Source organism: Asaia sp. BMEF1, from assembly GCF_051628905.1.
Lineage (GTDB): Bacteria > Pseudomonadota > Alphaproteobacteria > Acetobacterales > Acetobacteraceae > Asaia.
In genome coordinates, this window is the sequence record NZ_CP157575.1 from 727,719 (window position 1) to 744,732 (window position 17,014).

General features: G+C 56.3%; 13 protein-coding genes. 3 read left to right on the plus strand and 10 right to left on the minus strand.

The features are described from left to right. Nucleotides 1-14: 14 nt before the first annotated feature. The 5 genes from ABHV46_RS03190 to ABHV46_RS03210 form a co-directional block, all read right to left on the minus strand. Nucleotides 15-617, minus strand: coding sequence for a Smr/MutS family protein (locus ABHV46_RS03190; protein ID WP_438382675.1), 603 nt, complete (start codon nucleotides 615-617; stop codon nucleotides 15-17). Between the two features lie 43 nt (nucleotides 618-660). Next, nucleotides 661-2,136, minus strand: coding sequence for a cytochrome-c peroxidase (locus ABHV46_RS03195; protein WP_438382676.1), 1,476 nt, complete (start codon nucleotides 2,134-2,136; stop codon nucleotides 661-663). A 196-nt stretch (nucleotides 2,137-2,332) separates the two neighbouring features. Further along, nucleotides 2,333-3,178: a DNA-methyltransferase gene (locus ABHV46_RS03200; protein WP_438382677.1), complete on the minus strand. Its 846-nt coding sequence runs from the start codon at nucleotides 3,176-3,178 to the stop codon at nucleotides 2,333-2,335. Next, entirely contained in the window at nucleotides 3,178-4,332 is a 1,155-nt protein-coding gene (gene mltA, locus ABHV46_RS03205; RefSeq protein WP_438382678.1) for a murein transglycosylase A, read from the minus strand. The genes ABHV46_RS03200 and mltA overlap by 1 nt, the downstream gene beginning before the upstream one ends. Nucleotides 4,333-4,417: 85 nt before the next feature. Further along, entirely contained in the window at nucleotides 4,418-5,104 is a 687-nt protein-coding gene (locus ABHV46_RS03210; protein WP_438382679.1) for a Tim44/TimA family putative adaptor protein, read from the minus strand. Nucleotides 5,105-5,332: 228 nt separating this feature from the next. Between ABHV46_RS03210 and secB the strand changes: the two genes are divergently transcribed. Next, nucleotides 5,333-5,851, plus strand: a complete 519-nt coding sequence (secB, locus tag ABHV46_RS03215; protein WP_336945083.1) for a protein-export chaperone SecB — start codon at nucleotides 5,333-5,335, stop codon at nucleotides 5,849-5,851. Between the two features lie 903 nt (nucleotides 5,852-6,754). Here the strand turns inward: secB and ABHV46_RS03220 are convergent. Beyond that, complete coding sequence (locus ABHV46_RS03220; protein WP_438384206.1) at nucleotides 6,755-7,528, minus strand: glycosyltransferase family 4 protein; 774 nt, start codon at nucleotides 7,526-7,528, stop codon at nucleotides 6,755-6,757. A 383-nt stretch (nucleotides 7,529-7,911) separates the two neighbouring features. After that, a complete protein-coding gene (locus ABHV46_RS03225) occupies nucleotides 7,912-8,493 on the minus strand; it encodes a sterol desaturase family protein (RefSeq protein ID WP_438382680.1) in 582 nt (193 codons plus the stop codon). 709 nt (nucleotides 8,494-9,202) lie between these two features. Between ABHV46_RS03225 and ABHV46_RS03230 the strand changes: the two genes are divergently transcribed. Next, nucleotides 9,203-10,657 carry a phosphomannomutase gene (locus tag ABHV46_RS03230; protein ID WP_438384209.1) on the plus strand — a complete coding sequence of 485 codons (1,455 nt, stop codon included), beginning with the start codon at nucleotides 9,203-9,205 and terminating at the stop codon, nucleotides 10,655-10,657. A 21-nt stretch (nucleotides 10,658-10,678) separates the two neighbouring features. On the opposite strand, the gene ABHV46_RS03235 is transcribed toward ABHV46_RS03230, so the two are convergent. The 3 genes from ABHV46_RS03235 to ABHV46_RS03245 form a co-directional block, all read right to left on the minus strand. Beyond that, nucleotides 10,679-11,953: a glycosyltransferase family 4 protein gene (locus tag ABHV46_RS03235; RefSeq protein WP_438382681.1), complete on the minus strand. Its 1,275-nt coding sequence runs from the start codon at nucleotides 11,951-11,953 to the stop codon at nucleotides 10,679-10,681. Continuing rightward, on the minus strand, nucleotides 11,950-13,242 hold the full coding sequence (locus ABHV46_RS03240) for a capsule biosynthesis protein (protein ID WP_336945280.1): 1,293 nt from the start codon (nucleotides 13,240-13,242) through the stop codon (nucleotides 11,950-11,952). Before ABHV46_RS03240 ends, ABHV46_RS03235 begins: the two co-directional genes overlap by 4 nt. A 105-nt stretch (nucleotides 13,243-13,347) precedes the next feature. Then, nucleotides 13,348-15,096 carry a capsular polysaccharide export protein, LipB/KpsS family gene (locus tag ABHV46_RS03245; RefSeq protein WP_438382682.1) on the minus strand — a complete coding sequence of 583 codons (1,749 nt, stop codon included), beginning with the start codon at nucleotides 15,094-15,096 and terminating at the stop codon, nucleotides 13,348-13,350. 247 nt (nucleotides 15,097-15,343) lie between these two features. Between ABHV46_RS03245 and ABHV46_RS03250 the strand changes: the two genes are divergently transcribed. Continuing rightward, nucleotides 15,344-16,867 carry an LTA synthase family protein gene (locus ABHV46_RS03250; RefSeq protein WP_438382683.1) on the plus strand — a complete coding sequence of 508 codons (1,524 nt, stop codon included), beginning with the start codon at nucleotides 15,344-15,346 and terminating at the stop codon, nucleotides 16,865-16,867. Nucleotides 16,868-17,014 lie beyond the last annotated feature (147 nt).

The window sequence follows — 17,014 nt, forward strand, 5'->3', positions numbered from 1 at the left end:
TCAAGACAGAACGCTCAGACCCTGTTACGCGCCCTGAGCAGGATGCGCACAGCGCCCTTGTTCTTCTTGTGAGTGTGTACGACGGCCAGAATAAGTGGGCGTATATCGCCCCTCTCCAGCCAATGCGGAAGCTCCTGGCGGATTACGCCGCCTTCCTGTCCGCTACCCAGCCCGGTGATGACTTCGACGCAACGTATGCCCTGCGCACTACAGGCGTGCAGAAAGTGGTGAAGCTTGTGGAAGGCATCCTGTGCAAAATGTCCGTGCAGATCGAGGCGCCTCTGCGGTCTCATTTTTCCGGTTGAGAGGGCATTCCACGAGGTCGTGTCGAGGCCCGGCTGACGGCCATTGATTTCGAGACGATCCTGAATACGCGCTAGCTTCGAGGGAGCGGCCGCAGGCCGGATTACCTCCCGCACACGCACCGTTATCTGTGTCGTTCCCTCTTGCTCCGAATTGACAGGAATGGGCGCAGGAAGACCGCTCGCCGCGCATCGCGGCGCCCTGTTGTGCCGCTTGCGTGGCGACATGATCTGACGCCCACGAAGGGGCAGGATCGTGCGAGCGAAAGCCTGCCAGAGACTTTCTTCGTCAGCACTCAGATCGCGTCGGACCACACTTCTTCCTTCTCTGAACGCATCGGAGCAAAACCCGGCGTTCTTATTGTGCCTCTGGGGCCTTCAGCGGGGGGGCGGCGACAACCTGCTGGAGCGGCACACCCTGATATTTGCCGGTCAGTGTTTTGAGAAACGCCACAATATCATCTACGTCGCGCTTTGGAAGCTCGGCGTAAGGCGTCTGGTAACGCGCCATCAGACGCACCGCCTCATCCAGAGTTGCAGCACTGCCGTCATGAAAATAGGGCGCGGTCAGCGCGATATTGCGCAGATTCGGTACTTTGAACTTCTGATGGTCTTCGATGGCATGAGTGAATCCCTCACGCCCGGAATCGACTGCGGTCAGACCTGCCTTGCGTTCGGCGAAATACGGTCCTTCAAGACCCATGACCTCATAGGCATCGCCACCGACCGCCACGCCGCTATGACAGCCGGAACATCCAATGGCCTTGAACCGCTCATAGCCACGCTTTTCCTGTGCCGTAATCGCGTTGTTGTCGCCTTTGAGATAAAGATCGAACGGACTATCCGGTGTGATCAGCGTCTTCTCATACTCAGCGATCGCATTCGTAACGGTCTTCTGGTTGACTGCGTCCGCACCGTAAAGACTGGCAAACGCCGCATGATATTCCGGGACTGCAGCGATAATGGCGGCCACGCCTTCCCAGTCGTGAGCCCCCATTTCGACCGGGTTCGTTACCGGCCCGGCAGCCTGCGCAGCAAGATCAGCTGCGCGCCCGTTCCAGAACTGGGCGATGCTGAACACGGCGTTATAGACAGTCGGCACATTGATGGGGCCCTTCTGTCCATTGATACCGGTCGCCGTCACGAGATTATCGACGCCACCCTTGTCCAGCCCGTGGCAGCTCGCACAATTCATTTTGCCATCGCCAGACAGACGACGATCGAAAAAGAGCTGGCGGCCCAACTCTGCCTTCGTCCAATCGACGGGGACACTCTCCGGAATGGGCTGGATAACCTCTCCTGCGAATTGCGGCGCCACACCCGGCGTTGCGTAGTAGCGGCGACGTTGATCGGCAATCCATGCCAGCACATCGCTACGCGATTTTTCGGTCATATACGCATGAGGGTGCATTAGCAGATAAGCTGCGGGCGGCATCCGGTTTTGCTGGATGACCTCTTCGATGCGAGAAAGCTGCTCGACCGAAGGCGGCTTACCGGCCTGAAATGCGGCAATAACCGGGTCGATGCGGAAATGACGCTGACCCGCAACGAGATCGCGCTTCATGATCTGATTGGCAAATGGCAGCTTGAAATAAAAGGGCAAATCGGAGGTGCGCGTGTGACAATAATCGCAGCGCGTTTCTCTGAAGGCGTTGAATGCGGCGAGTGCCTTGGGGTCGTGCCATGTGGCACTACTCGTCGGCAGTCGCGGGGCGCCCTGGTGATCGAAACGGGTCAGATAGGCAATTGTCCCGCCGTAGGCGAGCGCGCCCGCCACAACCAGCCCCACAATACTTTTTCTGACGAGGCCTCTTCTGGTGGTGGCTATGGACAACCGGTATCCTCCTGATCCTGAACGCAAGCGACCGCAACCTGAGGTTTATGGCACTCCGTGTCAAAGTAATGTTTCCGATCACATTGAAAGGTTCTCCCGATACAAAGACCTAGCAACGGTGGCGTGTCCCGCGCTGGAACGCAGGGCCACTTTATCGGAAGCGTCCCGAAAGCGCCTTCAGTGACCAATTCAATGTTCAGCTCGCGTCTTCGCTCATGCCCGGCTCTTCTTCCATGCTGCGACGTAGCCTACGACGCGCGACCGCCACATAACGCGTGTCGATATCGATCCCGACTCCCTGCACGCCGAGTTCCTGCGCCGCCACGAGGCTTGTGCCTGTACCCATGAACGGGTCGAGGAGCACCGTCTGTTCGTCGTAGCCATGAAGAGTCATGCAGGCCGTAGGCAGAGCGACAGGGAAAGTGCCGGGATGCAGAAATTTCTCGCGCTTGTGCCGTACAGTCTCATAGGGAATGAACCACGTATTCCCGCGGCAGCGCCGATCGACGGCATGACGCCGGCGCGTGATATTCGTCTTGTCGGTAAAGGGAACACCCGCGGCCAGACGCTGCAACCTGACATCGCCTCGTTGGGTCAGATGAAACACGTGCTCATGGTTATGGTTGATGAAACGGGTCGAGTTGACCGGCTTGAAATGACCATAGGTCTTTTCCTCAATCGAAACCGATTTGATCCACACTATATGGTTTTGCAAAACGAACAGGTCACGCAGCCGGGTAATGAGCTCGAAGGGCAACCAGGGCTGCGACGATGATCCAGCAATATTGAGAAAAAACGACCCATCGGGCTTAAGCAGCCTCGCGATCTGGGTGCAAACTGTCTGCATCCAGCCGATATAATCCTGTTCAGCCAGACTGTCTTTATAGGTTCGGTAGGCAATGCCGATATTATAGGGCGGCGACGTGACCACAATATCGACTGACGCCGTTTCCATGCGACGCATGACATTGATAGCGTCCCCCCTGATCAGGGCGTGACGACCTATCGCTTCTCGCCTTGCCCTGACTTTTTCCTGCGTCATCAGGCTGGAGGGTGCGGCAGTAAAACGATCATGCGGCCATGACTGCGCATCTTGCCTGCCAGGTGCTCGGCATCCTCGCCCCAACCGGTGAACAGATCGGCATGATCGGCCCCCTTGATGTCGCTTCCGACATCCTGGCCAAAGGTAAGATGCATCCAGTGCCCCTCGCCACCATTGGCCTGCGGCAGATGCGTATCTACCCAGATCGGGGCTCCCATCGGCAGGAGACTACGGTCGATGGCAACGGACCGACCGGGCGTAAGCGGCACGCCCATCGCACCCGGCGCTCCGCGATCCAGCGGAATGGAATCGACACGCTTGAAGAACACGTAATCCGGGTTCTGCTCCATGACCTCCTGCGCCCGATCCGGATAGGCGGCGAGCCAGTTTCTCAGGCTTTGCAGCGAGACATCCTCAGCAGCCATGTCGCCACGGCTGACCAGGACACGCCCGATCGGCACATAAGGCGCACCGTTCTTGGCTGCAAATCCCACGCGCCGGATAGAACCATCGGTCATGACGAGGCGACCCGAGCCCTGAATCTGCAGAAAAAACAGGTCTTCCGGCGAGCGCAACCAAGCAATTTCGAGCCCACGACCAGACAAGGCCCCATGGTCGATTTCAGCCCGCGTATAATAAGGGACGAATTTTCCGCCTTCCCATCGCCCTGTCACCCACTCACCAGCCGTATCCTTTGTATGGATCAGGTCGGCAGGCTGTGCGTAGAGCGGAGTCTGGAACGCGTCCGTCTTGACGGCCGATGCGTAGATCTGAGGTTCGTAATAGCCGGTAAAGAGCGCGTCATTCGAGACGAGATAGGGGGCAAACCACTGCTCGAAATAGCTGCGTGCCGCCTCGCGCGTATTGCCGATGCTTTGAAGAGCCGTGCAGGCGCCCTGCCACTCACCGGCAATGCTTCCATTGGGAATTGCCCCGGCAACGCCGCCCAGATGCGTTTCCGGGGGCAGGCGCATGAGGCGCTGGCATTCCGCACGCAGCAACGGCAGCAGAGTTTCCGGAGCCTCCGCCGACCAGCCATCCAGCATGCCGTAGGTGAGCGGCGTGAGCTGAAGCGGTCTGGCCGAATCTGGCTCCGTACAAGAGGCGAGTAGAGCAAGTCCGAGCCCGAGGGAAAGACGAGAAACTATGTTCATGGCAAACCGAGTTTGTCGTGCGCCCCGCGAGACGCAGCTTTTTGAAGCAAGGTCAGGGTGCTCCACGCCCCCTGCCGAAGGAATGTCAGGCAGCGCGCGCAGCAGCCAGATGCCAGGTTGACGGTGGCAAACCCTGGCCGCTTTCGCTTTCGAACTGCCAAAGATCCGAAAACTCGGTGACCGATTCCGTTCCGATCAAGGGTTGGCCGTCAACATCGTTGAGGATGCTGATCTGACGCGACACGATCTGCACATCAATCCGGGCTTTTTCATGTCCGCTGATGCGGCTGAAAAACGCGTCGACGATGGCGAGACTGTTAATGCCCACGATTTCGGTACGCTGCTTCTGCTGCGCCGCCTCCCGGGCGACTATGGCTGCCTCGAAACCTGCAAACGCCTCGGGGCTGAGATAAGTGCGCAGCGTGGCGCGATCACCCTCCGCAAAGGCTGCCACGACTGCGCGGAATGCTTTTTGTGCGTTCTGCAGAAACGTATCCGCCTTGAATCCGGGCTGGGAGACGGTAATTTCCCCAAGAATCTGACCCACGCGTGTGCCGGGTTGGGGAATATCAAAGCGCGCACTGGGCTCTTCGATCACAGGCTGAGGTGCATCCATCCTCTCCTGCCCGCACGGCATGGGCACAGGGCCGGCAGCTTGTTGACCCCCGACATCGACACGTCGACCAAGCACAGCACGTAGTCGCCAGACCAGCACGAGGCTCAGCAGCGCAAAGATGACGATGTCATAAGGAATATTCTGAAGGAAGGACATCACAGTTTCAGCTTCTTGCTATTCTTGATCTCGAAGGGCATGGCCCCTTGGTAAAGCGGCTTTATCGGCCACACAACACCCTCACCGGGCGCCAGACCCAGATCATGGTCACAATTGCGCAGGAATTGACGAAGAGTTGGCGTATGAGGGGGATCATGCTACCGGCTTGAAAGCACGAAATGCAGCCGATTTCGGCTGCGTGTAATACGACTTTGATTGCGAGGCTCCATGTCCGATACCGCCCAGAACCCGGCACCCGAGCAGGGCAACCCGCCTGCCCTGCCCCTGTCGGTTAACCTGCAATACACGAAGGATCTCTCTTTCGAGGTTCCGGCAGGCGCCGCAATTTTCGCAACTCTTCGCTCGGCGCCGCAGATCTCCGTCAATATCGACGTGCAGGCCAACCGCCTTGAAGAAGCGCAGCCGGTTTTCGAAGTCGCTCTGGCCATCCGCGCTGAAGCGACGGAAGCGCCCGAGACCGAAGGTGGCCAGCCTGGCCGCACGGTGTTCATCGCCGAACTGACCTACGCCGCCATCGTCACTCTGACCGATGCCCCGGCAGAGCTGGTCGAGCCGATCCTGCTCGTCGAGGTGCCACGCCTGATCTTCCCGTATGTGCGTAGCATCATCAGCGACGTGACGCGCGATGGCGGCTTCCCGCCGATCGTGCTGCAGCCGATCGATTTCGTTGCCCTCTGGCAGGCCAAGCGCGCTCAGCAGTTCCCCGAGACCGCAGGCAACGCCTAAAATTTACTTGCACTGCCGAATCCTTATTCGGCAGTGCGCCCTATCGGGAAAGGGCTAAGGCCCAATAAAATTGCTTGCCAAGCAGGTCCACTGACCTCTCTGGTCAACCTATTCCTTGTCCCAGACGCTTATCACCCGCGATTATGCTGAGGAAACACGTCGCTCCGGTTCGAACTATCCGCCGCATCTCCGTCTTAAGGGGCAGGAAGCATGCTAGGGCTCAGAACCCCCTTGGTTTTCAGAGGGCGCTTTGATTCAGGCTCTTAAACGAGCCTGAGTAAGGAACAACCTGCTTAATCCACGGACGAACAGAAGGAGCGTCTGCGTCGCTTTTTTCCTGAGAGTCACGGCAAACTTCGCGCTAATGACCGCCGCGGAATAAGCGGATTTTTTGTGAGTCGCAATGCTGCGCGCTGGCATGATGTGCCTTAGAAAAAGGTTCCGTACAAGAAGCTCTACAACCGTTGGAAGCGTTAGGACGATATGAGCATTTTCAGGCGGATGACGGATAGCCTACCCCCCCCCGTGCGCGAGCGCGGCTCCGGGCCACTGTGATTCATGCGATCTACCTCAAGGCACACCATACGGCTTCAAGCCTGCGGTTAAATAAGCCGTTCGGGCTTCTTATCGACTGTGCCGAAAGCGGCATGGACCTGAAACTGCATGCGGCCGATCAAAGTAAACGAGTAGTCAGCACATCAGACAAGCCACCTACGGCGTTAACCGAATGTGTCAGAACTGTTATGTTTCTGCTGATATTATGCTGCGTAAATACAAATCTCGCCGCCCTCTTCGAAATTGCAATAGAACCCGTAGCTATCCCATCGAAACGCGAAGGTAGGCATCGAAAATCTCATGGCTCAAGATTGGCCCTATTGAGAAAAAGTAATTACCAGGCCAGAGTTAGTAATTGACAATATTACCATAGAAAACTCCAAGCCGCTCTGCGTAAGCCCTTAGGGTGAATGCCTGCGAACGCGCGTAACCGGCCTCCACGAGCCGGCTTGCGAGTACGTCGTCACTTCCTACTCTAGAGAGAGCAACCGTGAGAGCCTCGATATCGCATGGATCTACCAAATATGCGGCGCCGCCTGCTATCTCTTCGGTAGCATGCCCTTGGCTAGTGATGACAGGGGTACCCAAGGTCATCGCCTCAGCGATCGGCAGCCCGAAGCCTTCAGCAAGAGACGGGAAAAACACGCAACGTGCCTCTAGAATGGCACGAACCAAAGAGGCACGACTGCACCACGGCAGGATTTGCACGCGTTGAGGAGCTGGATGCTCCGCCAGAGCAGCCAGCTCCTCTTCGGCGCCAAAACCCTGCTTACCGATCAGGACAAGGGAACGATGCGACCCGGAAAGACCGTGAGCCCTGATCATGCGACCGATATTTTTGCGCCGCTCGAGAAGACCAAAATAAAGGAAACTGCCTGGCGGGCATATCACAGCCTCGCGACGCGCCTCGGCAATAAGTGACGGCGAGAAAGATACTGGCTGCGACAGGTTCACCACCTTGTCTGCCGGATAAGCCAGATGCTCGATGATATCGTCCCGGACTGCATCGGACACTGTTACGATCGCCACAGCGGCATCGCCGCACTGCTTGAGACGACGGTGCGTGCGGCTCGTGCCCGAACCACACAGATCGGGCTGCAACATAGGTATCAGATCGTGCATCGTCACGACATTCGGGATTCCAGGCCATGTGATCGGGAGAGGGCACGTCCAATGCATAATTGCAGGCGGCTCGGCGTGGGCGACGTAAAGCGGTCGTTCGCTCAGTCGAAGGCGATCCCTTACCTCTGCGGTGCGATAAAGATCCTGGCCACTAAACCCATCATCGGCGCTCTCGAGCAAGCACTGAGAATGTAGGCTTCGGGCCACTCTGAAAAGACGCCTGCTCAGGGAATGATTATGGACTGTCTGATCTGCATTATCGTGCAGCCATTTCGGCGATAGACCAACCAGATGACACGCCTCGAAGAGTAACATAGCGTAGGTCGCGATTCCCGTACCGCCGGGGCGTCCCGTATTGCGAGTATCGATTCCTAGATCCATTTTCAGGACGAGCGACGGGACTTCGTGTGAAAAATAGAGTCCCAGAACGTCGTGCTGACCGCAAAATTCTTATCCGGCACTGAATAATGATGGATGAGATGATGTCGCTTCAGGCGGAGAAAAGGACTCCAAGTGAGACCCCATTGGTGGCAAGCATAGTGTACGAGATCGTAGAACACGTATCCCACGAGGAACCCGCCGAAATAAGCTGTGCTCGCCTTCCCCGCTAACGCGTGCGAAGCCCACCAAAGCAGAACCGCAATCGGTATCGTCACAATTAGCGGCATCATATTTCGCAGCTTGTCCTTCGGCAACTCATGATGATTACCGTGGATCAGAAAGACGAATTTCCGTCCAAACTCAGACGAAAATTTAAAATGAAACAGGAAACGATGAGCCAAGTACTCTGTGAGTGTCCAGACAAGAAAACCGACGACATAGGCGCACACAAGTTGGCCAAATGATTGAGGCAGACAGTCGATAAACAGGATGACGATGAAGCTAGTCCAGACCGGCACATAGACATAGATCGGCATATACGTCAGAGACTCGAGCCAAGCGTTTTTGAACAGCCTAACGGTCATGCATAGATCCCTTTTGCGACGCGTCTCTCCTCAATGGAACAGCTTTCTCATCTTGACCGCGAATTAACACAGCATCGTTGATTCCGCAGCTCGAAGCAACCGTCAACAAGACGATCGACAGCGCAACGAACAGGAACTTGACGAAAAATTAGCAGAATGCGCGGCGAAACGAGAACTGCGTTTCTCAGTGTTACGTAGCGTTTCGAGGTGATGTCCTGAAGATAGCGCGACGGAACACGAGAAGTCAGTTCCACTTTTTATGAACGCGAAATATCGAGAAAGTCAGCTGTCTGTAGCCAGACCGGATCGACGATCTTCCCACAGCTGTTATCATCAAGACCAGGCGACTTGACGAACTGGTTGACTTAAAAACGATCTTTAGCGCCAGAGATCTTGACTCACGTCAACGCAGGATGACGGACGTTCCGATGCATAACCTGTGGTGAAGCGTTGTGATAAACTCACCATTTATCCTGGCACCGTCCCTAATCACGGTTTTTATTTCTCAGGTTTAGCAGAAGAATCGCTGATCCTTCCTAGGAGATGGCAAATGCCCCTTGATTGCGATGATTTAGGTTAGAAGGGAAAGTAGAAAGGCTTTTTGACAAAACGGCTTATGCTTGAAATCGAGTGGCGGGCTATCAGGCAAACCTGTCTACGCTCAATCTGATAGCGAAGGTAATGATATTACATGAAGATTGCTGAATGGATGGCTCGATCCGGTGTTGCCTTTGGCACCAGTGGCGCTCGAGGCCTCGTCACGGCGATGACAGACGCGGTCTGTTACGCGTGTACGGTTGGCTATCTAAAGCACCTGCGCTCGGTTGGAGAATTCGCGCCTGGCGTTGCTGTAGCCATCGCAGGAGATTTGCGCCCTAGCACGCCTCGCATTATGCGCGCCTGCGTCGCGGCGGTGATCCAGATGAAGGGTGAGGCAGTTCTCTGCGGTCAGGCTCCAACGCCCGCCTTGTGTAGCCATGCTTTTGCCCAAGGCATTCCTTCTCTTATGGTGACCGGCAGTCATATTCCATCTGACCGCAACGGCATCAAATTCAACCGCGCCCATGGTGAGTTTCTCAAATCCGACGAAACGGCGATGCGCGAGCAGGACGTCGATCTACCGGCAGGATGGTTCGATACTGCTGGAGCCCTGATTACCGATATCGATCTCCCTGAGACGTTCGACGTCGTACCGGACTACATCACGCGCTACACCGACTTTTTCGGGTCCGAAGCGCTCTCTGGCCTCAAACTGGGCATTTATCAGCATTCGGCTGTTGGGCGAGACGTCCTGACGCAAATCGTTACGGCACTTGGTGGTCTTGCATTACCCTTGGGGCGTTCGGACATCTTTATTCCGGTCGACACCGAAGCCGTGCGCCCGGAGGACGAGACACTCGCGCACGGATGGAGTGCAGAACACGCGCTCGACGCCATTCTAACCACGGACGGCGACTCAGATCGCCCGCTACTTGCGGATGAAGGTGGAAACTGGCTGCGGGGCGATGTCCTTGGTATCATTACCGCGCAATTCTTGGGTGCAGCCGCAGTCACAACACCGGTGAGCAGCAACACAGCTCTTGAAAAATCCGGGTTCGCTCAGGAAGTTCATCGCACGCGAATCGGCTCGCCGTTTGTAGTGGAGAGCATGACGCAAGCTGCACTCAAAGGCGTGGTTCCCTCAGTTGGATACGAGGCGAATGGTGGGTTTCTGCTTGCTAGTCCAGTGACACTCGAAGGGCGCACGATACCCTCCTTGCCGACACGAGATGCAGTTCTTCCCATGCTGTGTGCCTTGGTAAGCGCGCGTCAGTCCGGTAGCACACTTAGTGCTCTGATACGCAAATTACCGCCCCGCTTCACTATGAGCGACCGCCTCGCGGAAATTCCGACAGTTATAAGCCAGGCAGCGATCGAAAAACTTCGTTCCGCTCCTGAAAAAGTCGCGGAATCCTTGGGCTTTCTGACCGCCTGCGGCCCTTTGTCACATGTCGATGAGACGGACGGTGTGCGCATGACTTTCAAAAGTGGCGAAAATATTCATCTGCGCCCATCGGGCAACGCCCCCGAACTACGCATCTATGTCGAAGCAGATACTCAAGAGCGCGCAGAGCTCTTGCTGGCTACCGGACTTGCTGCCGTAAGTTCGTGGAAACGAGGCTGATCTCCGGGAACATCCGGGCCGTCACCGGCCCGGATGACTCTGGGCAGCGAAGCTTTCTATATGATCAAGAGCCATCCCGACGCTGTTTGGCCAATCGACAACGAGACTGGGAGCGGTTGAGACGGAAGATCGAGCTTTTTCGACCGTCTTCTTCGATAATGCTTCGATCTGCCGCATCCAAGTCAGACCATCGAGCGGATCGATATAGCGGGCCACGTCGCCACCAATTTCGCGGAAGACAGGAATATCGGAGCACAACACCGGTGTACCGAGCGCAAGAGCCTCCGCCAAAGGTAGCCCAAAACCCTCCGTGAATGAGGGAAACAACAACGCGCGAGCTCCGCGCAACAGCCTAACAACCTCGGTGTCGGACAACGCATTATGCTCTTGCACGTAGCCCTGCAGGCTAGGGCAACGTTCGAGCATATCCAGAACCTGCTCATTTTCCCAACCGCGCTTGCCAATAATGATCAGCCTCGGCGCCGTATCCCCATGGGTTTCAATGAGACGCCGCCAGATATTGAGCAGAAGAAGGTGATTTTTCCTTGCCTCGATCGTACTCAGATAAATGAAGTAAGGCCTCTCGGTTGCCTCTCCGCGCATCTCTGCTGCCGAAACCTCACTTTCGAAGGCTTTGAGATGAACACCATGCGGCACCGACCAGACGGGCAGACTCTCTCTGTCCGTTAAATCGACATAGCGCTCCAGTGAAGCACGCACCGCGCGTGAGGGAGTCAGAATTGCATCCGCATAACGCAGAACAGTGTCGATACGACGCTTGTGACGCGCGGGCTCTCGCGGCCGCGAATATTCAGGATATTCCAGTGGGATCAAATCATGCACCATCGGCACGAATAACGTGCCCGGTCGACGCTTGATTGCCGTCTCGATCACCGCAGGCCTGACAAGATGATGATGGGAGACGTGAAGGTAGACACGGGCTTGAGATGCCGCAGGTTGCCTTGCATCTCTTCGCGCCAATTTAGGCATAAGGATGCGACTCTGAAGACGTGCGGCCAGTCGCGACACCGCCGTCTCAGTACTTGTTCCTCGGTCCCAAAAAGCGCCTATCGAAACGATAAATTCAGCAGCAGCAGCGAATGGCACCGCTGAAAATCGCCCCAATGGATGCATCGCCGCAAATTCGAGCCGTTCCGGCGCTTCTCGAAGCAGGTAGCGAGCATATTCCAGCTCCACTCGGTCAATTCCCGTTGGGACCAAGGCTTTGGCCCGCGACAACAACCTGGAAATATCGAGCGTATAGAAAGGCCTCATCGGCGCCAAAAAAGAGCTCATGTCGATAACTGTCGCGTGACCGGGATGACATTCTTCAACTGGCTGGGATTATGCGCAAGCTCGCGTCTGAGCGCTTCTCTACGTTGCATTTCAGCGCGTGAGGCCGCAGCAAAATCAAGCGGGCTATGATTCGTTAAACGCTCTATTGCGCTGTCGACGAGTTTATCGATCCCCTCGCCCGAAAAGAATCCCCCTGGGATCAGGCAGCGATCAATGAGTACACGACGATAGGCGGCAAAAATGTTACGATCAGGCTCTCCCGGATCGCCCCAGAACTCCTCCAGTGTACCCTGAAAAGTAATTCCTGGCAGGCTATAAACCGCGTCACCCAAAGTGATGACTGGCTTCCCCTCCGCCAAAGCCAGGGTGCCGGTCGTGCTGTTGATCGTGATAACCCCCATCGCACCACGCACGAGCTCAGCTATGTCGCCGGTTTCGAAGTAATCTACCCGATCCGCCACACCATAGGCCGCCGCCTGTAAGGCAACCTCGTTCCGCCAGTTGCGGATATTGTTATCAAGCGGATGCTCCTTGATGGCCAGACGTAAGCCATGCGGGGCGTGCGCGGCAAATGAGGCAATAACCGCGCGGATGGCCTCCGCCATGCCGCTAAAGCTGGAATGCAAACGTACCTGCGCATCCGCATCCAATTGTAGCGGGAATAGCATGAACGGCACATCCGCCTGCCTCAGCTTGTCCAATGTATCCTTTGTTCGCTGAGCCCGCTCTTTTTTTGCAAGAAGCTTGCGAAGCCATCCCATCCCTTCCGTCAGGGGATGCCAAGGCCGGTAATTGTCCCAGTGTCTGTAATACCAGCGTGAGAGAAGATCAGCCGTATTATAGGCGAGTCCCTGTAGCGCTCTCGTCCTGAATGACGATGGCACTGGGTGATGATCAGGCGCGGGTGGAAGCTCCCGCGCTCGCTGCAAATAATATTGAGGGTCTCTGGGAAGGCTGGAATTGCCGTTGACACCACCCAGCTCCAGCGTCACCCAATCGGGCCGGATGTAGCCTTCTTCGAAAACATGCACTGGGATATGCAAGCGACTGCACACGGCTATCGCGGCACTATGCAACGGGCGACAATCCCCGAAGAGCAATACGTCCGTGATCTCTCGTGTGGCAATAATCTGCGCCAGCGCATCGGGCCACTCATTGGGCCGCCCCGTGAAGTCAATTCCATTAGGCAAACGCCAGAACAAACGGTCTCCGCCGTTGAAATTGACCTTCCACACGCCGTACCCATCGTCGCGTAGCGCCTTGCCGATCTTCCCAAAAAACGGTCCCATCAATCCTTGCAGGAGAAGGACATTGCGCTGAACACGCGGCGTAGCCTCTTGTTCAGACACTTTGGGCAATTTCTCGGCGCTCTGCACAATCTCAGTCTCGTTCACTCAGAGTCCCCGGCTTCGGAAAAGGCGACGAGACACGTCCTGGAAGCCTTTTCTGGTCATTTTTGACATAACTCCTTGGTACCGTCGCAAGCGCATCAGAAAACCCGGACGCCACAATTCCGAAATCGCAAAACGTGAGATGAGTGTTTCGGGCCCACATGGCAGGTGGGTTAATGGGTCGATATAGCGCGGGTAAAGCAGCAATGTGGCAGCAACAAGCTGCTCCCTGTTAAGTTGCCTCGTCCGACGCTTAACCGGCTCGTGATCACGGGTAAGACCCCAGCCCGCGTAGAACGGCTGTCCATAAGTAGTCACAGGCTTGCAACGCATGAGCGCTTCAAATCCGGCAAGCGACGTCAGGGTATGCACTTCATCGACCGCATCGAGCAAAGGCGCCATCGCGCCTTCCCTGCAGATCCGATCGGCAAACTCTAAAATCACGGAATCTGTGATTGCGCCTTTGCGATGACCGGCATCTACGTCAGGGTGGGGTCGATAGACGATAAAGGCCTCAGGCTCTGATTTCCGGACGCGTCTCAGCAATTCGAGATTGCCTCCCACACTTACCCCCCCGAGAAGAACCGAAAGATCATCGGCAACCTGCCCCGGCACGAGAATGACCTTCCGCCCTTTCGGCGCTTCGAGACTGGGGCTGGCGCCGCCATGGGCATATTTGGACACAGCCTGGGTAACGATGGTCTCTATCAGACGGCTCGCGCGGGCCTGCAGATCGGGCCCGAGAGTGTGTGTGGCGAGAATTGACTCGAGATCACTGGGCGTTCGTGGATCATAATAGACGCCCAGACGATCAACGATAATCGAGGCAGGCGGAAGCATTCCGCTCCCCAGACCCGCGGAACGGATAAAACCGTCTTCGACGCGATAAACAGGAAGCTGCGCAGACCTCGCAGCAGTTTCGAGCCCTCGCGGCATTCTGGTGGACCAGACTGCGATCCCGCCCATGCGCGCTGCGGTCAAGACCGCCTTAGCGCTCCGTCTGAAGAGAGGCTTTGGACACCGGAAATCTGCGGTGGAAAAGAATTCGCCGATCCTTTTCCGTTTCCACCAAGCCATTCCCGCACAGACCGCTATCTCACGGTTTTGCCGCAATATGTCTCGCCACTCGATCAGAAGAGTTGAAGCAGCTTCAACCGAAGAAGGCGCACCAGTATAAGGACATTGATAATGCGTCTTATCCAGAAGAAGCGCTACTGCCTTACCATGCGCATCAGGGTCGGGGAAATCGGGCCAGCCTCCCGACCGACTCACGTTCCAGAACGTCAGGCCGGACAAAGCTGCCAGCGCCGCCAGGGACGAAACGATGCCAGCAAGCGTGAACACCTCCTGTGCCGCCCCCAGAAGAGATGACGGATTGACAGGCAGGAACACAACGGCGCCGCCTTCGATTCCGACACGCTCACGCAACTTGCGCCAATACGGCGCGGTGTGTGGCAAAACCAGCAGCAAATCATCGGCCGGGCGACGGGCTTTCACCGCGGCCCATAGAATCTCGGCGTCCTGAAGATTGTCAGGCGCACAAACGAGACATCTGCGTCGCACGGGTGAGTCGGGTGCCCAGAACGGTCCTCCGATTTGCTCCTGCAAAACGATCTGCACGATGGGGTCGTTACGGCGATTAACCGCTCTTGGAACGATCTCGCTCCAGAGGCAATCGCTCTTACCCAGAACAGGCAGACGCGCGCCAAAAGGAGGAATCGATAGCAGGGTGGGAGCCAAACTCATCTCCATGAGAGATTCCGAATCTGCTCGGATCGCCTCTGGTCGACCGGAATGTTTCAGAAACTCGAACAGAGAACGACGCCCACAAAACGATACGCAAGGATAGACCCCGCACGCTTGTCAGGTGAGGGCTGAGCTGTCAACACGAGAGCCAACCGACAAGAGTGACAATGCAACCTGAACCGAACTCCATTTTCTGCCCGTTGACGATCCAGGAACCACCTTCATCGACTCGGATAAAAGGCGGCGTGCGCACGTGCTTTTCAAAGAACACCCTGCCGTGATCCTGCTTCTGAGCACGTTTTTCGCCGTTTTGGTCATAGCCTCGTCACTCGATCACATGGCCCAGCCCAATAAATACCCGACACATCGTTCAACGCCTCTTCGAGAGCGCGCGATGGGGCTACCGTTCAGAGTGCTTCCGCTCCTGCTGATGTTCGGATGTGCGCTTGCTGTGACCGGGCGGGCAGTCGGCGCAGGTGTGCTCAGCATTGTCGCAACAGCCCTTCTTGTTCTTGGCTCGAATCTCAAACGCGCCCTGCTCGACGAACCTTTGCTGTTCAGCGATGCCGTATTGGTAAAAGCATGCTTCCAGCATCCGCGCTTCTATGTCGATGCCTTGCCTCTTCCCGCGCGCGTTGCAGTTCTGTCAGGACTATCGGCAACCGTTCTGACCATCGTAGCCCTGTTCGTTTTCGACCTCACGCATCTGACGCGTATCGGTGGTTCGACCCTTGTGCTGCGTATCATCGGCCTCTTACTCGGTGTCAGTTCGTTACTTCTTTTACGAGAACTTGCACGCACATCCCTGCCCCGCCGCCTCATGCCCTTTCCTGACTACGACGCCACGATGCCCATGCACGGATTTCTGGCAACAACGTCAATTAGCTGGTTACTCTGGCTCCAGGATCGGCACCGTCCCATCTCGTCGCACAGTCAGGCAGCGCGGAGAGAACCGCCAGTGGGGAAAGTCCCGATCGTTGTTGTCATACAATGCGAGTCCTTCGCCGATCCAACGACTCTCATGCCAACGAAAGCGGCTCTCCCGCCCTTACCCAAGCTGGAGCAGCTGCGCCACACGGCACGACACCATGGCCGCCTGCATATGTCGGGCTTTGGCGCCTACACGATGCGTACGGAATACGGGGTACTCTTTGGCCATGAAGAGACCGAACTGGGCTTCAGACGCTTCGACCCCTATCTGAGTGCGCAATCCCATTTTCAGGATGCGCTTCCAAACAGACTTAAGTCACTCTTTCAAAACAGGATCTTCGTACATCCTCATGACATGAGATTTTACGCGCGCGACAGACTTATGCCAGCAAGTGGTTTCACAAAGCTGGTCGGGGCGGCCGAATTCGACGGCAGTGCGAAATGCGGACCGCATGTCAGCGACAGAAGTCTTGGAGAGCATCTCGTTGGCTTAATCAACGACGCCGTCAGAAAAGATCAGAGTACTTTCATCTTTGCGGTCACGATAGAAAATCATGGGCCGTGGCCCGAAGGCCTGTCGGCTTACCTCGATCATTTGGCCCACGGCGACGCCCTTCTTGGCACGATCCATGGTGCTTTGGAAAAATGCGGACACCCTGCACTACTTGCTTTCTATGGCGATCACCGTCCCACCATTCCGAACGCGGTAACACCCGGCAATGGAAGACATACCCCTTTTCTGATCTTCGAATTTGGGACGCAAACCTTGGCGCCTCGATCCAAGCAAGATCTCACACCAGCAGGGCTTCATCATGCGATTTATGAGGCGATTTTGCGTACGCAATGACGCGAAGCGCTTGCCAGCCGCCAACTCGAGTGCTCATGCCACAATATTTGAAGCAACCACGCAAGAATCATCCGAGATCGACAAGTGTGCACAGGATGCTCGAGAGAGGGCAGTGTTTCGGTATACCTGCCCCGGAGGCGTTGGGGC